This window comes from Drouetiella sp. (assembly GCF_059504425.1).
This window is the reverse complement of sequence record NZ_JCACIN010000037.1, coordinates 1-4,137: the sequence shown is the minus strand read 5'-3', so window position 1 is coordinate 4,137 and position 4,137 is coordinate 1. Positions and strand designations below refer to the sequence as shown.

At 49.5% G+C, this 4,137-nt stretch carries 4 protein-coding genes and 1 pseudogene; 4 read left to right on the top strand and 1 reads right to left on the bottom strand.

Features of this window, described 5'->3' with window-relative positions; translation table 11 throughout:
• Positions 1–65 precede the first annotated feature (65 nt).
• The 3 genes from AC5JMP_RS08535 (at position 66) to AC5JMP_RS08525 (ending at position 2,512) form a co-directional block, all read left to right on the top strand.
• Complete coding sequence (locus tag AC5JMP_RS08535) at positions 66–1,559, top strand: hypothetical protein (RefSeq protein ID WP_495851025.1); 1,494 nt, start codon at positions 66–68, stop codon at positions 1,557–1,559.
• 87 nt (positions 1,560–1,646) lie between these two features.
• Positions 1,647–2,297, top strand: a complete 651-nt coding sequence (locus AC5JMP_RS08530) for a GIY-YIG nuclease family protein (protein ID WP_495851024.1) — start codon at positions 1,647–1,649, stop codon at positions 2,295–2,297.
• Complete coding sequence (locus AC5JMP_RS08525) at positions 2,294–2,512, top strand: hypothetical protein (RefSeq protein WP_495851023.1); 219 nt, start codon at positions 2,294–2,296, stop codon at positions 2,510–2,512. Before AC5JMP_RS08530 ends, AC5JMP_RS08525 begins: the two co-directional genes overlap by 4 nt.
• A 32-nt stretch (positions 2,513–2,544) precedes the next feature.
• Here AC5JMP_RS08525 and AC5JMP_RS08520 read toward each other — a convergent pair whose 3' ends face one another.
• Positions 2,545–3,399, bottom strand: coding sequence for a helix-turn-helix transcriptional regulator (locus tag AC5JMP_RS08520; protein WP_495851022.1), 855 nt, complete (start codon positions 3,397–3,399; stop codon positions 2,545–2,547).
• 95 nt (positions 3,400–3,494) lie between these two features.
• On the opposite strand from AC5JMP_RS08520, the pseudogene cas3 reads away from it, so the two are divergent.
• Positions 3,495–4,094, top strand: a pseudogene (cas3, locus tag AC5JMP_RS08515) (type I-D CRISPR-associated helicase Cas3'); the annotation flags it as partial.
• Positions 4,095–4,137: the final 43 nt, after the last annotated feature.

The following is a 4,137-nucleotide window of genomic DNA, read 5'->3' as shown; positions in this document are numbered from 1 at the left end:
CTAAACGAGGGATATCTTGATCATGCCGTAAGATCACCAAAAGTTGGGAAGAGCCGGTCTTTGGCGTGTTTGTTGGCGGCTCTTTAGCCGGGACAGACTGCATCCAAGCCTTGAATCGCTATCGTCCTAAAGTAGACTGGCACGTCTGGGTGGGTGCTAATCCTATCGGTGGCTATCGCCCGACTAGCGCCGATCGCATCCAGCGCAATAAGCTTCAGGAGAATGACCTCTGTGGCTTCTTGCTGAAGATCATCGTGGGCAGTGGAGAGAAGACGGTTGAGGATGCTTTTGCTTGGCAGGCTTGGGCTGCTATTCAAGCTCGGCGTAACGAGTCACTCAATAATCTGCGCGGTGATGTGCGCTATCTCATCGAAGGACAAGGTCATTCTTTGATGGCATTAGGAGAGGAGATTGATGGAGAAACCAAGGCAGAATTGAAGGCGGCTCGTAGCCTTAATCAACAGGCTCGTAGCCAAGGCATCTGTAACGCTGAAACTATCTCAGCAACTGAGGCTCGTCGCCTAGAGTCTAAGGAACGTCCGACCTTAGAAGACTATTACAAGCTGGAGCGTTATCGGATTGAAACCTCTTGGGGAAAGGCGATCGATCCTGAGCTAATTGAACGCGATCAAGGGGGACGAACCATTCGTCAGATTACCTTGTTAGAAGCGCTCTTAGAAGCCCCCTCTGAAGTCACTACTCTCAATGGCAAACGTATCCATTTTCCCCCGGCTTTAGTCGCAGCAAAAGACCAAGCGGAGCGAGAGAAGTTTCATGCTCTTGATTGGCGCAATGGCTCTGTGGCTTGGTCACTGCGTCGGGAGCTAGGACTCCACCTGTTTCTTCAGCTTGAGCGTGAGTTTCGCAATGATGATCTCGATTTGCTGGAGCTGCAAAGGCAGTCGCAACGTCATGCCCTGATCATCAAGGATTTCTTGGGCATTACTGTCCGTCGCAATGCTACCCCCATCCAAATCTTGCAGCAGCTCTTGGAGCAAATCGGGTTGCAGCTGCTGTGCGATTGCCGGGAAGGTGCAAGAGGGGATCAGGTGCGCGTTTATCGGTTTGATTCAGAAGTCTGGGCGATCGCCCAAGAGGTGCTGGAATATCGACAATCAAAGCGGGAAGCGAAGGCTCAGCAGGGCTTTGAGCCTTCTGTAGATTCGGTAGTCACAGGGGTGCCTTTTGCTGAATATATAAATAAAGGGGGGGACGTGACTACCGAAGTTGAATTGCTCTCCGAGGAGTTAGTTGATGGGTTAGATATTCTGACTCAGGCTGTGGAGTTCCAAGAAGAGGAGCTAGTGCGATCGCTCTGGATGGCCTGGGATTTACCCCAGCGTTCTGCGGTGCTGATGCAGATGTCGAATGAAGTGCGATCGCGGGTGATGGAAACGCTGGGATTACTGCCTGGGGCGATCGTTCGTTGGATTGGTAAAGCTGAAGCTTGGCTCGTGGAAGCTGTAGAGGGGCTTCAGGTCAAAGTTCGTCAGGAGCCAGGTTTGGGTCAAGATTGGCGGGTGGCATTCGCTGAACTTGATCCGATCGATCTAGGCTAACTGCCATTAAGCTGTATTGGGTAACAGCTAGACCTGCTCTCGTCGCCTAGACGGTGGCAGCAATGCTTGAAGGAGGGTCGTAAGAGAATGCCAAGTGCTGAGCGGGTCAAGAAGGAAATCTCCCGCATCTTGAAAGTCGTTCAGGATAATCGGTTTGAAGACTGTTTGCCGTTGGAAAAAGGATACAAGAACCTGACTTTCCACGCGGGTATTTACGCCCTGAAGTCAGCAGAAAACGAGATTCTTTACATCGGCAAAGCCTCTGCCTTTCGGACTCGCTTTCAAAATGGGCATCAAACTCTCAATCAAATGTTTCTAGATGGACAGAGTGCCCAAAGTGTCCGTGTTGTCACTGTTCCCGTCACTGCCCGTTATCTGGACGCTCTACTCATAATTGAGAAGGGGCTGATCTTTGCGGCTCAACCGAGCTATAACAGACGTATCCCCATCAGTGAGGTGGCAGCCATGCAGCAACTCCAACCCTCTAGTGCTGGACGATTATCAGAGATATTGAGGTCTTTACCTAATGCCGTTGTTGACGCATTAGAAGATCACGCGGATACTTATGGGCTGACCGATGCCCAGGTGCTAGAGCTGGCTATTGCCCAGTTTTTAGATCTCAATGCCATCACTTTTGGAGAGATCGATCGCTTTAAGGGATTGGGGGCATTGAAGGAAGAGAATGCCATTCTGAAAGCCCAGTTGAAAGCATTAGGGCATCCCGTTGAGGAAGAGTGACGATCGCTTTTGATGAAGCCGTCACCTTGAAGCTATCTGCCCTCACCACTGACCACCACCGACCCGCTAGGCTTAGAGCGATTACCTTCCTCAGCATCCTCAATCAAGGCGACTCTGACTTTGAATGGGTTGTGGTCAGTAACCTGGGATTGAGTACAGCTTCAGGTAATCTAATTGTCTATCTAGATGATGATAATGCGATCGTCTCTCAATGACAGCTAATGCTGAAATTGACTGAATATGAGGTCTAAAGCTCGTATTGTTTACAGAGCGATCTTAGTTTTGTGATGAATCGATTTCGCAAACTCTCTGTGCCAATAATGATGCAATCCTCACCATAGGGCAGAATTTCTCGAAAGAACCAGAAGGTACTTGAAATGCGGCGCACCACTCGACGCGTATCGGGTTGCTCTGCCATCCATTCACTTGAGATATCTTCCTGTCGTGATTGATAGGCAAAGGCTAAGCCACCAAGGATATGCATCTCTGCATCCAGGGTATCTAATCCCGATCGCCACCGCCCCTGCGCTGAGGAGATGGCGGCTTCAGGAATGCGATCGAGTCGCAATGTACGATTATGCTGCAATTCTGGCAAGTCAGCGTTACCTTCGGTTTCCTCACACCAGCATTCCAGGTATTGCCGCTTTTCCCGAAAGACAACCTTGGCAAAGCGAATAGTAAATGTCCAGGGGCGATCAGCAGCATCCCGATAGGTCAACCGGAACGGTGTTTGCTGACGAATGTACTGATCAATGTGCGATCGCCAGGGAATTGTCGATGATGCCAACAATGTCTCTATTTCGTTTCGTAACGGCAACGTTAGCTCACTTCTCTCCAAGATCAAACTAGCGATGAGTTGTGCCTGCTCGACTTGCCCGGTGTCCGTAAGTGCCCGCATCGCCTGCTGAAGCGCTTGGATGCGATCGGCAGACCAATCATTGTTGCGATCAATCAGCAACTCGCGACGGGCGATCGCTTCTACCAAGCGAGAAATGTTTGGGCGATCGCCCCAGGTCATTCCCTGCTCCAAAGCGATCTGCTCTAACTGTGCTTTATCTCTGTCTGAAATCGACAGCGTAACGGACTGACCCCGACGACCCATGAGAATCCTATTTGTACGTACACTTTGTACTTTTCATTCTCTTATTATGCTGTCATGATAAACGCATTGCAACCAGTCACGTACACCTTAAAACGATGACGGAATACAGTATTACACTCAAACCTGTTTACTCCAGTCCAGCCTTGGCGTTGCCTAAAGACATTAAATTGCCGCCAGGATGGACGCTATCTTGGCATCAAGCAGAAACCGTTAAAGCCCTCCGTGACCCAAATGTAGATGTGGTTTTCAATACGGCAATGACAGGGGATGGAAAAAGTTTGGCGGCATTCCTAGAAGTACTTCAAGGGGAATGCAACGCGATCGCCCTTTACCCCACAAACGAACTTGCCCGTGACCAAGAAATGCAGACTCGCAAGTACATTGCAGATTTTCAGCCTCTAAATGATCCAAGAGTGACACGATTGAGTGGAGCAGTGTTAGAAATTTATGCGGAGAGTGAGAATATTAGCAAAGGAGCAGCGATCGCCACACGCACAAGCCAATCAGAAGTCTTGCTTACAAATCCCGATATTTTTCACTTCTTGCATCGGGGAGCATACATTATCAAGGGGAAAAAAGGTGACAGTCCTGACAAGCTCTGGGGCCGAATTGACAAAGACTTTGATCTATTCATTTTTGACGAATTTCATGTCTATGCGGCTCCCCAGATCGCCAGCGTGATTAATATAGCGCTACGAGAACGAGTTAGGACATTATTGTAGAGGTAGAGAAGCGTTC

Excerpts from the sequence above, each read along its gene's own strand:
- AC5JMP_RS08530 (WP_495851024.1), top strand. The coding sequence starts at position 1,647 with ATGCCAAGTGCTGAGCGGGTCAAGAAGGAAATCTCCCGCATCTTGAAA.
- AC5JMP_RS08520 (WP_495851022.1), bottom strand. The coding sequence starts at position 3,399 with ATGGGTCGTCGGGGTCAGTCCGTTACGCTGTCGATTTCAGACAGAGAT.